Below are 18,515 nucleotides of genomic sequence, written 5' to 3' on the forward strand. Positions count from 1 at the left end.
TATTAGCGCTTAATAGGAAAAGGTTTGTTCAAACTCCAGTCTGGCCAATCTATACTCTTTATTGTACTGCCCTAACACAACCATTTCATTTTTAGAAACTTGCTTGCAGGCAGAAGGCTTGGTCAGAATGTTGATGTTTTGGGAGAGTGAGAGGGCTTCTTTTTTGATCTTGCCATTCCAATCCAATTCTACCAAAGCTACCAAGACATCCTTCTGTGGAGCTTTGGGGTTGAAAAGTACCGGTTCACAGACCCCATTACACAAATTCTCAGGATTGTCATTGAAGACCAAATAGACTTTGTCGTGCATTACAGCGGTGGCATAGGAGGAAAAGGAGTTGTAGCCTCCCACAGCGATTTGGTTTTTCTGGATTTCTTCTGTCCACATTACTTGCCCGTCGGGATCAATACTGATGACTGCAATATTATTGTAACTGACTTTGCTGGAATGTGTAGCAGACCGAGGGCTATTGCTTGCCATCATGGTCGCTTGCTCGGCGATAAGTATTGCACCGCCATCGTTTCGCATAACCATGTCGGTTAGGTTGTAAGCAAAAATCCCAAGTTGCTTCTCCTGTCTGCTTATTTTTTTGTTGCTTTCACTGGCTACAGTCACTGGATCGAATTCCTTAAAACTTATTTGTTTTGGGAGTTTGTCAGAGGAATCTAAAGTCATAAAGTAGCTGCCCACTGAATTTGATGCTTTTTCATCCTGATAAAGTCCGGCACAGACCAATTCGTTCTCGAGATTGGTGGCTATTTGCATTTTGGTGAGGAATTTGCCTTTTATTTCAGGAGAAAAGGTTTTGGTCTTTTTACCTTGGTTCTGGATGGCCAATATTTGGTAATGGTAATTGGGCTCCCAAAATTTTTCAAGGTCTCCATTTTTTTCAACGTGCTTTGTCAAAACATACACGTCTCCTTTTGGGCTCAGGTGATAGTTTTCTAGAAGGCAGTGGCCATGCTCTAATTCACTGGTATAATCTATGGCCCATTGGGTGTTGAGGTGGCGGTCAAGTACCTGAAAGGAAAGCAATTCATTTTTACTGTTAGGATCCGGAAGGATATGGGACACAAGGAGCATCGAGCCGTCAGTGGATGATTTAATATTGAAGCTGGGGCTGTCGTAAGCTGGGCCGTCATAACTAAGGGACTGGATAGTCAGTACTTCATTTTCCAAAGAGAGAGTGGTTTTGTTAACCCTTTGAGCCAAAAGAACTTTGGTTTTTGTTCCCCTTTCCAATGTACTATAGAAGCAATAAAGATTGTCTCCCAGTTCAATTATCCTCTCAAATTGAGCTGGATGATCGGTGCTCGTTACCTTAAGTTCCCTGAATTGGCTGAGTTCCATTTGCTTGCTGTACCGTTCAAGGACAGGGAAGTCATGGATGTTTCTTAATTCATCTTTAAGGCTGACTTTAGTGATGTAAATTCCTTGATCATCGCTGCCAACGATTTGACTGGGCATCATGTTGTTTTTTACATAGTTTTGACTGCCAAGATGTATGCTGGCTTGTGTTCCCGGTACTTGTTGGGAATAGGATGAAAGGCATAACATGAGTGCTGTGCCAAGGGTGAGTAGGATCTTTTTCATAAAGGGGTGAATTTCAAGCAAATATCCGAACGTATTAAATGAAATACAAAAAAATGTATTTAAAAGATGTAATCGTATGTTTGATGTAATTATCTGGAAGGAATGCGGATATAAACGGGGGTAATATTCTGACTTGTCCAAGCATGTCAGAATAAATTATCGTTATGGTAAATCGATTTAGATTACAAAAATGAGTAAAAAAATATCAGAAATAGGTTTTTTATTTACAAAATTGGTCTTTTCGTTTTTTGCCGGCTTGGTCCAACTGCTAATTGTTTTAAATAAATAGCCTGATACTCTTTAATGTACTAAGTAAGATGCAGGGTCTTGGTAAAACAGCTTTATAGATATGGCAAAAAATCCCTTTTTTCTTTTCTTTTTTCTATTAAAAATTCAAATAATTATTTACTTTGCAAGCTAGTATATTTTATAAAATTACTTCCTTACAAGTTGTTTTGGTAAGTAGTATTGCAAAAAGTGTTATGAAAGTTTCTCCGGATAAGCCATTTGAGATTGTTTATTCTCTTTTTAGCCATGAATACTTGGGAATCCTTTTCGAGTCTTTTGTAATCCAATTGGACGAAAAGGGAAGGCTTTCTTTTGCCTATCAAAACATCGCCTCCCAGAATGCCAGGGAGTTTGCAAGCGGACTAGATGAGGATGACTATGAGTTGATCAAGCTGATGGATAGCATGCAGCATGATGCTATCGTAAAGCAATTCAATACCAAGAAGCTTAAGCCAAAAGAATACCTTACCAGAGTTTATGACACGAGCAGCGAAACTACCGCCAATACTGAAATCAGGAAGCTCATTGAACTGAAGCTGGAGAGTGCCCGCTCGAAGATTCTAGAAAAAATTAAAGGAAAGAGACTCTTTGAAATGGGCAATGATGGAAATCCTATTTGGAAAGAAATCAATGTTATGCCTCAAATGGCCTCGGTACTTTTTCACTTCAGAAGAAATGAGGACAATACCCATTATTTCCCGACTTTGAAATATGACGGGGAAAAGCTGGATTGGCAATATAAAGGAGGGTACTTGATTTGTGAGAAGCCGGCTTGGCTTGTGGTGAACGGGAACCTTTATAATTTTGAAAAGGGCGTTGATGGTAAGAAACTAAAGCCTTTTTTAAACAAAAAGTTTATTGTTATTCCTAAAAACGTAGAGCAATCCTATTATCAAAAGTTTATCACGCAGTTGGTGGCCTCCTTTGATGTATATGCCAAAGGCTTTGATATCAAAGTGCAGCGCAGCCAACCAGAGGCATTGCTAAGTTTAAGTGATCTTCCGGGAAGTGGTGGTAATACCGATTTGTTTGGTAATACTCAAGAATCCATTGAGGAAGATAAAATAGTATTTGATCTAAAGTTCCAATATGGTAATTATTCCTTCAGGTCTGAAGAGAAAAAATCCAACAATGTTGAGCTGGAGCAAAAAGGAGACAATTATGTTTTCCATAAAGTTATTCGCGATCTTGAGAGGGAAAAGTCCTATGGTGATTATTTGAAAAACTTAGGCTTGCCCGTAAGGACTTCGCGTTTTTCTCTGGGTAAGTCCAAGGCCTTTGATTGGTTGAACTCCAACCGGGAAGCCTTGGAGGATATGGGGGTAAAAATACTCCAAAACCAAAGTGCCAAAGGAAAGAAATACTTTATCGGTAATGCTTCCATCAAAGTGGAAGTCAAAGAAAATATAGACTGGTTTGATGTGAATGCCATCATCAGCTTTGGAAGCTATGAAGTGCCGTTTTCCCAAATCAGAAAGCTATTGGTAAAAGGCAAGTCTGAGTTTGAGCTGCCCAATGGTGAGATAGCCGTGATTCCGGATTCTTGGTTTGTGAATTATTCTGAGATTTTCTCTTTCTTAGAAAGTGGTGAGCAGCAGCAGGATAATATGATGTTGAAAAAGCACCACATTGCCCTGGCCCAAGAACTACAAAAAGGTAACCTTATTGATCTGACCTTAAGCCGCAAGCTGGAGAAGTTGAAGGATTTTTCGGAAATGGAATCCTATGAGCTTTCTAAACATTTTAAAGGCACGCTGAGGCCTTACCAAAAGGCTGGATATGATTGGTTGAGGTTCTTGAATGAATATAATTTTGGAGGTTGTTTGGCTGACGATATGGGTCTAGGTAAGACCGTTCAGACTTTGGCTATGTTGGCTCATGAGAAAGAAAGAACAGAAGGAGCTACTTCACTTTTGGTGATGCCAACATCTTTGATCTATAACTGGGAAGTGGAGGCGCGTAAGTTTACGCCAAAATTGAAAATTCTGGTTTACACTGGTTCCCAAAGGATCAAGGATAACAGCCGTTTTTCCAAATATGACTTGGTGTTGACTTCCTATGGGATTACTCGTTTGGATGTAGATATTCTAAAGGGTTTTTATTTCAATTATATCATTTTAGATGAGTCGCAGGCTATCAAGAACCCTGGAAGTATTATCTCGAAGGCTGTTAATCAATTGGTATGTAAGCACCGATTGATCCTGACCGGTACTCCTGTGGAGAATGGTACCATGGATTTGTGGTCCCAAATGAATTTTGTGAACCAAGGCTTGTTGGGAACTCAGGGCATGTTTAAAAAGCAATTTCTGCAACCCATCGAGAAGAAAAATGACATGGACAAAGCAGCCAAGCTGCATGCCATGATCAAGCCTTTTGTGTTGAGGAGGCTGAAAACACAAGTGGCGACTGATTTGCCTGAAAAGGTGATCAACGTTAAATACTCGAATATGACTTCGGAGCAGGAAAAAGCTTACGAGGAAGTAAAAGGGTATTACCGTGAAAAAATTGTCCAGGAGATGAGCATTCCGGGCATGAACCGTCAGGCATTCACCTTGTTGAGAGGTTTGACCCAATTGCGGCAAATTGCCAACCACCCTCGTTTGACCGACACTACTTATACAGGTGATTCCGGTAAAATGGAGGACATTACCCATATGTTGGATTCTACCGCTAGGGAAGGTCACAAGGTTTTGGTGTTTAGCCAATTTGTGAAGCACTTGGCCATTGTCAAAGAGTATTTGGATGAGAGTAAAATTCCTTATGCATATCTGGACGGGACGACTAAGGACCGTCAAGCGCAGGTCAATGCTTTTCAAGAAAATGAAAAGGTAAAAATCTTCCTGATTTCATTGAAGGCTGGTGGTGTTGGACTGAACCTGACCAAGGCCGAATATGTCTTTTTGTTGGATCCATGGTGGAACCCTGCAGTAGAAGCGCAAGCCATAGACAGGGCACACAGGATCGGTCAAGAAAATAAGGTGATCATCTATAAGTTCATTACACACAATACAGTGGAGGAGAAAATCATGGCCCTTCAAGAGAGGAAAATGGCTTTGGCCGGGGAGTTGATCAGTACAGAAGAGAGCTTTATGAAGAGCCTTAATAAAGAAGATATTGAAGCATTGCTGGCCTAGGCGATGCGTCTTGATTTTTTTAATGTTATTAAGAAATGAGGTTTTTTATAAACTTTTGTAATATTAATGGCTTATAGATAATTTATCCATATTTTTAAGCAGTTATAATTAGTATTACCAAAATTTTTAATAGTAAACATGGAGTGCGCGATTTTGATCATACAGTGCCGGGACCAAAAAGGTATCGTAGCAGCTGTTTCACAGTTTCTTTATTTTCATAATGGGAATGTACAGGAAGTAGACCAATACATCGATAATGAAACGGGTGATTTTTTCATGAGAGCCAAGTGGGAATTGGAGAGTTTTGCCATCCAAAAAGACCAAATAGAGCGAATATTTGCGGAAACGGTAGGCGTGAAATTTGGGATGAATTTCAGTTTGCACTTTACTGAGCCAAAACCTAGAATGGCCATATTTGTTTCCAAACTTTCCCATTGCCTATTTGATATACTTTCACGGTATTACAGTGGACAGTTTGAAGTGGAAATTCCAATGGTGATTTCCAATCACGATAACCTAAGGTCTGTGGTGGAAGCATTTGGGATACCTTATTATTACTTCCCGATCACCAAGGAAAATAAGCTGGAGCAAGAGCAAAAACAGTTGGAGCTCATGAAGGAGCATGGAGTGGACTTTGTGGTATTGGCGAGGTACATGCAAATCTTGAGTCCTGCATTTATTGCCAATTATAAGCACCAAATAATCAATATTCACCATTCATTTCTACCCGCTTTTGTGGGGGCCAAGCCTTATCATGCAGCCCATAAAAGAGGGGTGAAGATCATTGGTGCCACAGGGCATTATGTGACAGAAGAGTTGGATGCGGGACCAATTATAGAGCAGGATATTGCGCGAGTAAAGCATCATAATACAGTGGAAGAGCTAGTACAGATAGGTCAGGATGTGGAAAAAGTGGTGTTGTCAAAAGCCATCAAATACCATTTGGCCAAAAAGGTGATGGTTATGGGCAATAAGACTATAATCTTTAATTAAGAAGCACTTGTCCCGAAGCTTGATACGCTTCTTCGGAACAAGTGCTTTTAGAGAAAGTTAGTTGATCTGTTGAAATTCAACTGTAATATTTCCGTCTCCATCATAGAAAACCATTCTATCCGCAGTAGTGGTGTATTTCTCACTATTTTCCAAAGAGCTCAAATAAGCATTTTGGATTATTTTTCCCTCACAGGCTTGTGTATCTGTATATAGTGTGGAAAATTTTACTTTGTCTTTGTTGTAAACTGCTTTTCCTCTAAACTGGTCACAGGGGGCTTGGCCGCCCACTTCCTGTCCTTCACCAAATTCAAGGGTTAGTTTGGCCAGTTGCTCTTTTGTGGCTGGAGCACCATTTATCGAACGTACTTTCCAGTCATGCTTGCCTATATCCTCCGGCTCACCGCAAGAAAACAGGGAAAGAGAAATCAAGGCCATTCCCATTAATGCATTAAACAATTTCATGATATTTAATTTTTGTGGTTGATAAACTGATTCGCAACAACTGCCTTGCATTAAAATCAACAGTTTCAAGGTTTTGTTGATTTTAATGTATGAAAACAGCCGTTTTGGTATTTATTTAACCACAAATACCATACTTAACTTCCTTGTCATGTCATTTTTTGAAGTTAAATTATTTGACTGGTCAATATTATGGTTGAGAATCAGTAAACAATGCGTCTTGGGATTTCCTGAGGTAGCCGTGTCAATAATTCATAATTGACCTGTTGGGTGGATTCACTAAAGGAAGCTACGGTAATTTCACTGCTTTTTTGCTTACCGATGATGACAACCTCCTCTCCTTTTTTTACCTCCTTGAGGTCGGTGACGTCCACCGTGATGGAGTTCATGGTTACATTGCCTACCACAGAGATCATTTTCCCCTGAATCAATACCTTACCAAGATTGCTGAGCATCCGGCTGAAGCCGTGGCAATAGCCAACCGGAACCATAGCAACTTTCATATGCCGAGGAGCCATGTAGGTGTTTCCATAGCCAATAAAATCACCTATTTCAACCTCTTTGATACTCATGATAACGCTTTTCCAAGTGATCAACCTTTTTAATGGGTTTTTCCTGTTCTCTGCCAATTGCTTGAATTTGCTCATATAGGTTTCCTGACTAGGCCAGAAACCATATTGAGCAATGCCTATTCTGACCATGTCCATAATAGTTTCTGGATAACTCAATGAGGCTGCTGAGCAGGCAGTATGGTAAATGGGAAAATGTACTCCCTTTTGATTGAACCAGTCTTTGAACTCCACATACCTTTTGATTTGATTTTTAACCCGAACATAATTGGCAATACTTTCTGCACCGGCATAATGGGTGCAAAGACCGACTAGCTCAAGGTACTCAGCGTGTTCTTCCAGTATATCCAACAAAAACTCTTTTTCATTCCATTCAAAACCTGTACGATGGAAGCCTGTTTCGACTTCAATATGAATTTTGGCTTTTTTGCCTACTTTTTTGGAAGCTTTGATTGCAGCCATCAAACGGTCAAATTCAAACACATAGAAACTGATGTCTTTTTGAATAATCCATTCTAGGTCCTTGTTGTGAACCATGCCCATGATCATGATGTGGCTGCCTTTACTGATGGAATTATAAACTTTAAAGGCCTCATCCGAACTGAAGGTGCTGAAATGCCTGATTCCGGTTGCTTCGGCAATAGGTACAATGTTTTCAATACCGTGTCCGTAGGCATTGCCTTTCACCACAGAGGAAATCACCGTTTCATTGCCTAGTTGTTTTTGAAGAAATTTAATGTTCCTGCGGTAAGCTGATTTGCTGATTTCCAAATGGGAAGTATGCTGCATGGATATTACGACGTTTCTGTTAAATGTAACTATTGATGGATTTGTTGTATGATGGTTTCAAACATTTTTATACCAGTTGGAATAATGTCATCTGGGAAGTCATAGGTTGGTTCGTGAAGTTGGGGCTGGGATTTTCCTGCTCCCAAACCGAAAAGCATGGTAGAGGTGTGGGCTGAAAAATGTCCAAAATCCTCTGACCATCTAAAAGGATTTCTGATGTGTTTGGTCTTTAGCTTTAATGATTTTGCGGCTTCATTGACGTATTCCCAAGCGGTTTCGTCATTTACGGTGCTGGCAAAGCTTTCTGTGTAATCGATATGACATTGAAGCTTATATTCTTTGGCGATGAGTTGGGAAAGCTGTTCTGCATTGGTAGTGAGCAGAGACATGGTCTCGTCATCATAACTGCGCAAGGTGGCCCTTACAATGGCTTTTCCAGGGCTGGTCCCAAAAGCTATCTCTCCCAATTCAGCTTGAATGACTGTAATAAGACTAAATGGGGACAAGCTTTGCGGAATGACTTGTAAACCGACCATAAGCTTGGCCAAGGCTTCTGTAGGGCTGTTGCCATCTTCTGGATGGGCAGCGTGGGAGGTCTTTCCTTTTAGCGTGATGATCATTCCCTTGGAAGCGGCTGCAAACGGTCCCTTCTTTAACACAATTTCATGCTTAGGGTAGCCGGGCAAGTTGTGAAGGGCAAAGGCAAAATCAGGTTTGATCTTTGCGAAGTTTTTGTCTTTTATTACTTTTTCTGCTCCCTCTCCAGTTTCTTCGGCAGGTTGAAAGAGCAGTACTACCTCTCCTTTCTCTAATGGTTTGTCAGCAAGGCCAAGTCCTAGGCCTGCTATTATGGCCATATGTCCATCATGACCACAGGTGTGGGACTTTCCTTCCAATTTACTTTTGTGATTTGTATTTAACTCCTCATGAATAGGAAGGGCATCCAATTCACATCTAAAAAGTGTTCTTGGGCCTTTTTCCTTTCCTCTAAAAACAATGGCTAAGCCGTAGCCTCCCAGCTTTTCAATAATTTCACTGGGATTTAAAGGCTCAAAAAAGTCTACAATGAAATGGGCTGTTTCTTTTTCTTGGTGGGAAAGTTCAGGATATTGATGAAGAGCTTTCCTGAATTTGGTTAGTATCTGTAGATCGGACTTTTTCATAAGCGGAAAGTTACTTTTGTATTCAAATTAGGCTATTCTGAATGATTGACAAAGTCGTTTTAGAAATGGTTTTGTTTAATCTTGAAATTTGCAGCAAAAAATTGACCGAAATTTCAGCTTGGTTTTCAGTGGGTTACTTTTTTGTGGCGATTAAAGGATTTTTTCCCTGAACTTATTATATTCAATTTTGCTTTTTACTGACTAAACGAAATCCTATGAACGCAGAACAAAAAACAGCGCTTACCAACGAGATTGAAAAACTACAAGCATCATTGACTGGCGACATGTTTCAGGACATGGAGATCCGTGATAAAATCCATAACTTGGAGATGCAATTAAAAGGAACAAAACCTATGGACAGCCATTTTGACTGTATTGGCTGTGGAAGTTAATTCCATCTTTTTTTAAAAACATGAAGGGCCTTTAGAGGCCTTTTTTTATTTTTGGAGGATTGGGCATGTCCTTTGTAGAAATCAAAGTTTATGATAGACCGTTTGTATTTAGTTTTAAGCAGCTTTTGTAACCAATGTCTAGAATGGTTTGTGAAGTTTTAACAGTGTCATAAAATAAATTTTGGTTCTCTTTTTTATGAACTAACAAAACCTTTGCTATATTTGCATCGTAAACTCATCCATGATGAGAGGAGGAAATATGAAATTATCATCAGAACAACAGGAAATTATAGAAAGAATAGGTGTCTTCTTCGAAAGAAAGGGCCATCAGCCTATTTTGGGAAGAATCATGGGATTGTTGTTGGTGTTAGAAGAAGCTGAGGCAACATTCGATGAGATACAGGAATACCTTTCTGTCAGCAAAAGTGCTGTTAGTAATGCCCTTACCTTGCTTCAGAGCCAAAATAAAGTGGAGTATACCACCAAGCCAGGTGAAAGGAAGCGCTACTTTCGCTTAAAAGTGAGGAATTGGAGAAACGATATGCAGGAGGATATGCAAGGGATTTTCAGAATAAATGCCTTGTTGAAGGATGTCATGGCTACGAGGTCAGCCAGTAATATGGAGTTTAATCGCTGTATTCAGGACTTCCAACAATTCATTGAATTCATGCAGGTAGAAATGCCTAAATTGATTGAAAAATATGATCGGCTGCATAACAGCTGATATATTTTTTGTCTTTTAAGTTCTTTAAATACAGAACTAAGTAAGAAATAAGGAATTAACTATAAATTAATAAAATGAAAAAACATTATTTGATCGGTTTGATAGCTACCTTTTGTTTGACGGGTAGTTTATTTGCCCAAGACAAATTTCAGGAGGGTGGTGTGTTTACCCTGCAAGAGTGTATTGAGCTTGGGCTTAAGCACAATACAGAGATCAAAAAAGCCCAACTGGATGAAGAGGCTGCCAATTACCAGAGAAAAGAAATCATAGGAACTGGATTGCCCCAGGTCGATGCCTATGGAGATTATAATAATTTCTTGGATGTATATCCTCAGGCGATTCCTGGAGGGGTCCTTGATCCCAATACAGATCCCAGTGATATTAATGTCATAGCTTTTGGTGTACCACAAAGCATGAAAGCAGGTGCACAAATTAGTCAGCTAATTTTTAGTCAATCTTATTTGGTAGGCTTGAAGGCAGCAAAAACATCGGAACAATTCTACCGTCTTCTGACGCAAATGACCGAGGAAGATATTGTCTATGATGTGGCCTTGAACTACTATTCTGTGATCTCTACCGAGTTACAAATGGATAATTTAGAGGCCAACCATGACCAGTTGAAACGATTGGAGGAGATTATCAAATCGCAATATGAAAATGACCTGGCCCGGAAGGTAGATTACAATCGTGTAAAGGTAAACCTGACAACCTTGGAGACAGAGATGGATAACTTAGAGATTTCCATTGAGCAGCGCAAGAATTACCTCAAGTTGGTGATGGGTATTCCGGTTAATACTCCTCTTAGCCTAGAGGAGTATGATTTTAAGGACAATCTGAGTCCACTTCAGGCTTTACAAGTGGATGCAGACCTTAGTCAGCGTTACGATTTACAGGTTTTGGGCAAGCAACAGGAGCTAAATGATTTGAACATCAATAATATCAAATCAGGCTATTATCCTACACTTTCAGCCTTTGCGGATGTGAATTATAATGCTTTCTCGACAGAGTTTGACTTCTTGTCTTCCAGCCATATGTGGTACAGGGGATCGCTGATCGGACTGAAACTTTCAGTGCCTATTTTTGATGGCTTTCAGAAGAAGAATAAAATAGCCCAAGCTAGGGTGGAAGGTCAAAAAATAAAATATGACCAATATATGGCCGAGCAAAATGCGGAAGCCGAATACCTCAATGCAGTCAAAAAACTCAAAAACAGTATTAAGAGTTTACAGGCTCAGGAATCCAATTTAGAGCTATCTGAGGATGTTCTCCAACAAACAGGAGAGCTTTACCGTGAAGGGCTTTCTCCTTTGACCGACCTACTGGATGCGGAGACCACTTTGCGTCAGGCCAGGTCAAGTTACTACCGACAAATCATCAATGTGAAAACGGCCGAAGCAGACTTGTATAAGTCTACTGGCCAAATCGAAAAAATCATAAGAAACTAAGAAATAGACTTCCCCAATATATCATCTACAGCTATGAAAAAAATTATCACACCATTAATACTGGTCATCATCGCAGCAAGCATAGGCTTTACGCTATTCAAAAATAAGCAAGAAATGGAGGTCAAGGCAGAAGAAGCCATGAAGACCAGCGAATCCATTCCAGTAAGGACAGCGGTTATCGAAAAAACAGCACACAAAATCTCCTTTACCTCAAATGGTACTTTCGAACCCAACAAAGAGCTAACCCTAAAGGCTGAAGCTAGTGGAAAGGTTTTGAAGATCTACAAAGAAAAAGGTGATTACGTACAGAAAGGAGATGTCATCGCAAAACTGGATGATGAGCTGATCCAATCTGAATTGGCCATTGCAGAGGTGAAATTACACCAAAATAAAAAGGACTTGGGTCGCTATGAAAATCTGGCGGGTACAGAAGCCATTACGGAAAAACAATTGGAAGAGATCCGCAATGCAACCAAGATGGCCGAGTCAGATGTGAAAATGAAAAAGAAACGTCTGGCCAATACGGTGATTACCGCTCCTATATCCGGCTATATCAACGAAGACTATATTGAAATCGGAACTTTAATGAGCCCAGGAATGAATGTCGTGGACATAGTGGACATTGACCCTATGAAATTGGTCGTGAAAGTTTCTGAATTGGAAATTGCCCGGATCAGCAAAGGAGATAAAGTAAAAGTGAAAGTTGGTGTACTTCCTGAGCAGGATTTTGAGGGTAAGGTTTCTTTTACCAGCAGAAAGGGAGATGCTTCATTAAGGTATGAAGTAGAGATTGAGTTGAGTGAAAGTTCCGATCAGATCAAACCAGGAATGTTTGCTTATGCAGCCTTTGATTATCCTGCTGAAGAAGCTATCCTGATTGACAGAAAGTCCCTAGTGAGTGGAGTGAAGAACCCAGAGGTTTATGTAGTGGAGAATGGAAAAGCGGTGTTGAAAAAAGTAAACCTTGCGCAAGTTGGAGAAAACAAACTGGTTCTTTTGGACGGATTAAAAGAAGGAGAGAAACTAGTGACCTCTGGATTGATCAATTTGAAGGATGGGACAGCAGTAACTGAACTTTAATCTGAAAATTAGTAGAGCATGCAGATAACGAAAATATCTATCAAACGGTCCACTATTGTAGTGGTGCTGTTTACAATATTGACTTTACTGGGGATTTTTTCCTATACCCAGATGTCTTATGAACTTCTGCCTAAGTTTAGTCCCAATGTGGTGACCGTTTCGACTGTTTACCCTGGTGCAGCACCGACAGAAGTAGAAAACTCAGTGACGAGAAAATTAGAGGATGCCTTGGCTTCTTTAGAAGGAATTGATGTAATGAAGTCCACTTCATTGGAAAGCTTTTCCATCATTACCATTGAGTTGGATGATGATGTGGACGTGGATATCATTCTTCAGGATGCGCAAAGAAAAATAGATGCCGTAATTGGGGATTTGCCAGAAGATGTAGATCCTCCATCCTTGGGTAAATTCAGTTTGGATGATATGCCAATCATGCAAATGGGAGCTTATTCTAACTTGACCGCGACGGAGTTTTATGACTTGATGGACCAGCGGATTCAGCCCATGATATCCCAAATTGACGGGGTGGCTCAGGTAAATTTGTTAGGCGGTGCAGAGAGAGAAATTAAGGTAAACTTGGATCAAAACAAGTTAAATACTTATGGCATCTCTCCCTTGCAAGTGAATCAGGCGATTGCTCAGGCAAACTTGGATTTTCCTACAGGGAAACTGAAAAGTGATGAGGAGCAGATCCTAATTCGTTTAGCGGGTAAATTCAGCAGTGTGGATGAGATTGGAGAACTGATCATTACTTATGCACAAGGCTCAGCTATCAAGATCAAGGACGTGGCTGAGGTTGTAGACTCCAGTAAGGACGAGGAAATTCTCAGCAGGCTGAATGGCAATAGCGCCATCGGTATCAGTATCCAAAAACAATCCGATGCCAATGCGGTAGATGTAGCAGAGCGTGTTGATGTAGCTTTGGCACAATTGGAGAAGACTTATCAAAATAGTGATCTCAGATTTGAGATTTCCCAGGATTCCTCAGAGTTTACTTTGGAAGCAGCTGATGCTGTGATTCATGACTTGATTATCGCAGTGGTCTTGGTAGCAGTCATTATGCTCTTATTCTTGCACAGCTTCCGAAATGCCGTTATTGTGATGATTGCTGTTCCGGCATCCATCATTGCAACATTTACAGTGATGTACTTGGCGGGCTTTACCCTAAACTTGATGAGTTTGCTTGCCCTTTCCTTGGTGGTAGGTATTCTGGTGGATGATGCGATTGTGGTCATTGAGAATATCTATCGTCACTTGGAAAAAGGTAAATCAGCGGTACAGGCTTCTTATGACGGTATCCGCGAAATTGGGGGAACAGTAACTTCAATTACCTTGGTAATCGTAGTGGTTTTCGTGCCACTTTCCATGACGGGTGGATTGATCTCAGGTATTTTGACCCAATTTAGTATCACGGTGGCAGTTGCTACTTTGATGAGTTTATTGGTAGCATTTACTTTGATTCCACTTTTGACTTCGAGGTTTACAAAATTAGAGAATATCAACCCCAAAAGCGTTTTTGGAAGAATTATCAATGGTTTTGAAGGTTTTCTGGACAGCTTTATTGATTGGTTGACTGGGATCCTAAAGTGGGCTTTTAACCATAAGATCATCACTTTAGTGGTCACTTTTGTCTTGTTTATTTCTTCATTTATGCTTGTAAGCAATGGTTTTATCGGTAGCGAATTTGTGAGTGAAGGGGACAAGGGTGAGTTTATTATCCGTTTGGAATTACCAAAGTCCGCCACCTTGGAGGAGACCAACTTTACCACGCGGGAAGCGGAGAATTTCCTTCAAAAAAATCCATTAGTGACCAGTGTGTTTACGACAGTTGGTCAAACGACAGGAAGCATGTCTGGTAGTCAATCAACTCCTTATGCTTCGGAGATCACTGTTAAAATGGTGGATGCTGAAAAGCGTCATGTGAGTGCGCCCGAATTTGCCAAGGAGATGGAAATAGCCTTGGAGGAGAATATTATTGGAGCTGAGTTTACCGCAGTACCGATCAGTATTACCGGCACTGCCAATGATGCTCCGATTCAGATTGTGCTTTCTGGTCCTGACTTGGACACCTTGAAAAGCTTTTCAGATAGGGTCTTGGCTGAGGTAGAAAAAGTACCAGGTACCAGAAAAGTGCAAACCTCTTTGGAAGATGGTAATCCGGAAATACGGGTAGAAGTGGACCGAACCAAAATGGCTGATCTAGGATTGGACATGGCCATGGTGGGTGGAACCATGCAGGTGGCTTTTAACGGGAACACTGATACCAAATACAGGGACGGAGAGTACGAATATGATATCAATATCCGAATGGATGAATTCGACAGAAAGTCCGTTTCAGATATTGAGAACCTTGCTTTTGTCAATAATAAAGGGCAAACGGTCTTACTGAAACAATTTGCCAATGCGACACCATCGGAGGGACCGAGTGAGTTGAACCGTCAGGATAGAATCAGTTCTGTTACGGTCCAATCACAAGTTTCTGGAAGGACTACTGGGGTAGTTGGTGCTGAAATTCAGGAGAAAATTGCCCAGCTAAATCTACCAAAGGAAGTGTCCATTTCTTATGAAGGGGACATGAAAATGCAAGAAGAAGGCTTTGGCAGCTTAGGGGTGGCTTTGTTGGCGTCGATCTTATTGATCTACCTGATCATGGTGGCGCTTTATGACAATTATATCTACCCTCTAGTGGTGATGTTCTCCTTGCCTTTGGCCATCATTGGTGCCCTATTGGCTTTGGCCTTGTCGAGTTCTTCCCTAAGTATTTTCAGTATCCTCGGATTGATCATGCTGATGGGATTGGTAGCGAAGAATGCGATTATGCTAGTGGACTTCACCAACCAGTTGAAAGATGCTGGCTTAGAAGTGAAAGCTGCTTTGGTGAAAGCTGTGGAGATTCGTTTCCGTCCGATATTAATGACCACTCTGGCCATGGTTTTTGGTATGCTTCCTATTGCGATGGCTTCCGGAGCCGGTGCAGAATGGAAAAATGGTCTTGCTTGGGCACTGATTGGTGGATTGATTTCATCCATGTTTTTGACCATGGTAGTAGTGCCTGTGATCTATTATATATTCGATCGTATCATGGCCAAGCTAGGTAAGGATAAGAAAAAAGAAATTGTAATCGAAGAAACCGAGCTGAGTGAGTCGGAATCGGAAGTTGCAGCGTATATATAGTTATAGTTAGTTGATGATTGCTGAATGGTCAGTGCAGGATTAAAAATTGAGTTGTAAGAAATTAAAACTGTTTTTTGAAACTGTACTGACCTTCACAATAAGGGTAAATCCATTTGAGCGTGTCATTCTACAAAGGTGATTTACAAAACATTGAGACAGAATCAAGTAAAGTCTCGTCTAAAAAAATAAAAAGCTATGAAAACTAATAATTACACAAAACTGAAAACGATTATTGAAGTGATGGGGAAATATGGAATCACTCCAATATCCAAAGTGAAGCGTTCGGACTTTGTAAAGGATATGGGTTTTGATAAGGTGTATTTGGACGGTTTGATTTATGATGTGGAGGATGCACTTCAAGTCGAGCTGAATGAAGAAACCGCTAACTCCCTCAAAAGCCCGGATGAGTTGATCAGATACATGTTGCAGCACCAAAACTGATTTTATAATCCAGTGAAGCAAGGCAGAAACTTTTATGAAGAAAATTATCCATATCCACGACCAATTCAAGCACCTGAGAAAATACTTGGAGGAGATTCCTGAAAAGTTTGAAGAGCGTGGAACGGTAATTTATAATGAGCGGAACCAAGTAAGGACAGATATGGTCCGAGGAGAAAAGATTGTTGTCAAGTCCTTTAGAAAAATATACTTGGCCAATAGATTTATTTACGCTTACCTAAGACCTTCAAAAGCCAAGAGAGCCTATGAATATGCTCTGATGCTCCAGCAGGAAGGAATCAACACGCCACAGCCTGTAGCCTTTATTGACTGTATTGAAAAAGGTATGTTAAAAGCGGGATATTTTGTTTCGGTCTATACAGATTACAAACCTCTTTCTTCTTTTGATACCCATGATGTGGCTAAGTCAAGGGAGATGCTGGAATCTCTTGCCCGGTTTACCTTGAACCTTCATCTTCATAAAATTTATCACGAAGATTATACCCTAGGCAACATTTTGTACCATGAGCAAAATGGACAGTATGACTTTGCATTGATTGATAACAATCGACTGAAACAGATTAGGATCAGTGAAAGCGATGCAGTAAAAAGCTTGAACCGCTTAGGCTTCCAGCCTGAGGCAATGACCTATTTGATTCGCCGATACATGGAGCTGAGAGGAACCAATGCCTTAAAGGGACTCAAGCTTTTCTATGATTATAAATATGAGGCAAGTTTAAGGTATGGTGCCAAAACGAGGCTAAAGAAGCTTCGAGACCAATTTTTAGGCAAGAGAAGGCTAGGAAATCATTGTTGATAGTGCTTTCTTTTTAGTTGTACTGTAATTTTATTAGGTATTTCTGAGACAAATCCTAGATTTGTTCCGTATGGAAAATAAAAACCTTATGAAATTACGAATTTTGTTACTGTTTACTGTTTTTACTTTTGGAGGCGTTTTTTTGGCTTGTCAGCAAGTTGATAATGATATGTGGGAATGTCCTGATATTTTGCCCTATTTTTCCATCAAGTCTATTGAATCGATCAATTTACAGCCTAGCCAATCCAACAATAATAATTTGGAAGAAATAGAGGAAGGAGAAGTGGTTTTATGGGAAAGGTTTTTTATCAGATTTGCATTTGAAGCAGATTATTTGGCGCAAAAAGCAACAACATCTCCTAATGGGAGCTTGTTTGCCTTATCCTGTGCTCCGAATGGCTGGAAGGGAGATAAAATTGGCCTGGACACACTTTATGTCAGGACTTTGAGTGATTTCAATGAAAACTTTGTAGCTGGGGATACGATCAATGATTTGATTTTGACCAATTATTATACAAATACTGCGCAGGGTTTGATGGATTTTACGCCGCTGGTCAATTATATAGAGGAAAATCATGAAAGCGTGAAATATCAGGTTTTTGATATGAAGTTATCCAAGGGACCGACTGAGGAAGCGGATTATGCATTTGACCTGATTTATGTGCTTAATGATGGCCAGTTTTTCACCCATCGAACAGACCCTGTCCATTTGAAGTGACCTTTACAGTTTGAAGCAGTAATAAAATTATGCAAAAACAACTATATTGGAGATGGTGCTATTATGAATGGTAAAATGATTTGTATCCTCGCCAATGAGAAGATTTTTATGTAACACGATTGCTTTGTTTGGACTTTTCGCTGTGGTCACCCAATTTATATTGATGGTCTTGGCAAGTGAAGGTTCGATGGTTCAAAACCTGCTAAGATTTTTTAGCTTTTTTACGATCCTGACCAATGCTTTGGTTACCTTTTGTTTTTGGAGGGAGTCTATATCCAATAATCCAAATTCAAATTTTTTCTTTGCTCGACCTGGTTGGCTTACCGCTATTACCATTTATATCACCATGGTTGGCTTTGTTTACCAAGTGACTCTGAGAGGTGTTTGGGAACCTCAGGGACTTCAAATGGTTGTAGATGAGCTGCTCCATTCCATCATTCCTATTTTGGTGGTGATCTATTGGGCTCGTTATGAAAGAAAGGATAAAATCAGATGGAGCCAGCTTCCTTGGATGTTGATTTATCCATTGCTTTACTTGATCTATATTTTGGTAAGGGGAGAATTTTCAGATTTCTATCCTTATTATTTTATTGATGTAAATCGGCTGGGTTGGGCTAAAGTGTTGCAGCATGCATTATTGCTGATTTTGACCTTTTTGGTATTGGCATTGGGCTTTATTGGCTTTGGTAAATTGATGGCGAAGAAGCCCATGTATTTTAAGGGAGAGGTATAATGGGAA

General features: G+C 40.2%; 15 protein-coding genes. 11 read left to right on the forward strand and 4 right to left on the reverse strand.

What is annotated here, in order from left to right; translation table 11 throughout:
- Positions 1 to 9 precede the first annotated feature (9 nt).
- Positions 10 to 1,593, reverse strand: coding sequence for a hypothetical protein (locus JL001_RS07590; RefSeq protein WP_200975520.1), 1,584 nt, complete (start codon positions 1,591 to 1,593; stop codon positions 10 to 12).
- A gap of 482 nt (positions 1,594 to 2,075) precedes the next feature.
- Between JL001_RS07590 and JL001_RS07595 the strand changes: the two genes are divergently transcribed.
- Positions 2,076 to 5,015, forward strand: coding sequence for a DEAD/DEAH box helicase (locus JL001_RS07595; RefSeq protein WP_200975521.1), 2,940 nt, complete (start codon positions 2,076 to 2,078; stop codon positions 5,013 to 5,015).
- A gap of 138 nt (positions 5,016 to 5,153) precedes the next feature.
- Entirely contained in the window at positions 5,154 to 6,008 is an 855-nt protein-coding gene (gene purU / locus JL001_RS07600) for a formyltetrahydrofolate deformylase (RefSeq protein ID WP_200975522.1), read from the forward strand.
- Positions 6,009 to 6,065: 57 nt separating this feature from the next.
- Here purU and JL001_RS07605 read toward each other — a convergent pair whose 3' ends face one another.
- The 3 genes from JL001_RS07605 to JL001_RS07615 all read right to left on the reverse strand — a co-directional run bounded on the left by JL001_RS07605 (position 6,066) and on the right by JL001_RS07615 (position 8,988).
- Entirely contained in the window at positions 6,066 to 6,470 is a 405-nt protein-coding gene (locus JL001_RS07605) for an META domain-containing protein (RefSeq protein ID WP_200975523.1), read from the reverse strand.
- A gap of 200 nt (positions 6,471 to 6,670) precedes the next feature.
- On the reverse strand, positions 6,671 to 7,825 hold the full coding sequence (alr, locus tag JL001_RS07610) for an alanine racemase (protein ID WP_200975524.1): 1,155 nt from the start codon (positions 7,823 to 7,825) through the stop codon (positions 6,671 to 6,673).
- Between the two features lie 29 nt (positions 7,826 to 7,854).
- Entirely contained in the window at positions 7,855 to 8,988 is a 1,134-nt protein-coding gene (locus JL001_RS07615) for an amidohydrolase (protein ID WP_200975525.1), read from the reverse strand.
- A gap of 215 nt (positions 8,989 to 9,203) precedes the next feature.
- Between JL001_RS07615 and JL001_RS07620 the strand changes: the two genes are divergently transcribed.
- The 9 genes from JL001_RS07620 to JL001_RS07660 all read left to right on the forward strand — a co-directional run bounded on the left by JL001_RS07620 (position 9,204) and on the right by JL001_RS07660 (position 18,509).
- Positions 9,204 to 9,380 (forward strand): hypothetical protein, encoded by a 177-nt coding sequence (locus JL001_RS07620; RefSeq protein ID WP_192010531.1) that lies wholly within the window; start codon positions 9,204 to 9,206, stop codon positions 9,378 to 9,380.
- Positions 9,381 to 9,621: 241 nt separating this feature from the next.
- The gene (locus tag JL001_RS07625) at positions 9,622 to 10,104 is read left to right on the forward strand and encodes a GbsR/MarR family transcriptional regulator (protein ID WP_236252743.1); all 483 of its coding nucleotides are present in this window, start codon (positions 9,622 to 9,624) and stop codon (positions 10,102 to 10,104) included.
- A 74-nt stretch (positions 10,105 to 10,178) separates the two neighbouring features.
- A complete protein-coding gene (locus tag JL001_RS07630; RefSeq protein WP_200975527.1) occupies positions 10,179 to 11,549 on the forward strand; it encodes a TolC family protein in 1,371 nt (456 codons plus the stop codon).
- Positions 11,550 to 11,582: 33 nt separating this feature from the next.
- Complete coding sequence (locus JL001_RS07635; protein WP_200975528.1) at positions 11,583 to 12,629, forward strand: efflux RND transporter periplasmic adaptor subunit; 1,047 nt, start codon at positions 11,583 to 11,585, stop codon at positions 12,627 to 12,629.
- A gap of 18 nt (positions 12,630 to 12,647) precedes the next feature.
- On the forward strand, positions 12,648 to 15,803 hold the full coding sequence (locus tag JL001_RS07640) for an efflux RND transporter permease subunit (protein ID WP_200975529.1): 3,156 nt from the start codon (positions 12,648 to 12,650) through the stop codon (positions 15,801 to 15,803).
- Between the two features lie 195 nt (positions 15,804 to 15,998).
- Positions 15,999 to 16,244 (forward strand): hypothetical protein, encoded by a 246-nt coding sequence (locus JL001_RS07645; RefSeq protein ID WP_200975530.1) that lies wholly within the window; start codon positions 15,999 to 16,001, stop codon positions 16,242 to 16,244.
- A 34-nt stretch (positions 16,245 to 16,278) separates the two neighbouring features.
- On the forward strand, positions 16,279 to 17,058 hold the full coding sequence (locus JL001_RS07650; protein ID WP_200975531.1) for a lipopolysaccharide kinase InaA family protein: 780 nt from the start codon (positions 16,279 to 16,281) through the stop codon (positions 17,056 to 17,058).
- A gap of 88 nt (positions 17,059 to 17,146) precedes the next feature.
- A complete protein-coding gene (locus tag JL001_RS07655; RefSeq protein ID WP_200975532.1) occupies positions 17,147 to 17,776 on the forward strand; it encodes a hypothetical protein in 630 nt (209 codons plus the stop codon).
- A 94-nt stretch (positions 17,777 to 17,870) separates the two neighbouring features.
- A complete protein-coding gene (locus JL001_RS07660) occupies positions 17,871 to 18,509 on the forward strand; it encodes a Pr6Pr family membrane protein (RefSeq protein ID WP_200975533.1) in 639 nt (212 codons plus the stop codon).
- The last annotated feature ends 6 nt before the right edge of the window (positions 18,510 to 18,515 follow it).

It is taken from the genome of Echinicola sp. 20G (genome assembly GCF_015533855.1).
GTDB lineage: Bacteria > Bacteroidota > Bacteroidia > Cytophagales > Cyclobacteriaceae > Echinicola.